Source organism: Sinosporangium album (assembly GCF_900100605.1).
GTDB lineage: Bacteria > Actinomycetota > Actinomycetes > Streptosporangiales > Streptosporangiaceae > Sinosporangium > Sinosporangium album.
Genome location: NZ_FNCN01000010.1, coordinates 1 through 359, shown reverse-complemented (window position 1 = coordinate 359; position 359 = coordinate 1). Strand labels below are relative to the sequence as shown.

At 71.9% G+C, this 359-nt stretch carries 1 protein-coding gene; it reads left to right on the top strand.

From position 1 onward, the window contains the following. Positions 1 to 188 (top strand): hypothetical protein (locus BLQ73_RS34990; protein WP_420820008.1); only part of this gene is annotated, 188 nt, incomplete at its 5' end. Positions 189 to 359: the final 171 nt, after the last annotated feature.

The following is a 359-nucleotide window of genomic DNA, read 5'->3' as shown; positions in this document are numbered from 1 at the left end:
GGCCAATGGTGATCCTCCTGCACCGGCCCTTCGCGGCCGGTGAGCATCGAAACCTGCTACCTTCGTCGGCCGCGCCGCCGACCCCCGTCCTGCACCGGCCCTTCGCGGCCGGTGAGCATCGAAACGACCTGGAGACCACCTCCGCCGACCCGGAAGAGGCCCCTGCACCGGCCCTTCGCGGCCGGTGAGCATCGAAACGGGCCAGTGCGGTGCCCATGGCGCCGAGGCCAAGGACCTGCACCGGCCCTTCGCGGCCGGTGAGCATCGAAACCTCGCGTTGCTCGCGGACCCGACGCGCCTCGGACTCCTGCACCGGCCCTTCGCGGCCGGTGAGCATCGAAACGGTTCGGGCGCGGTCG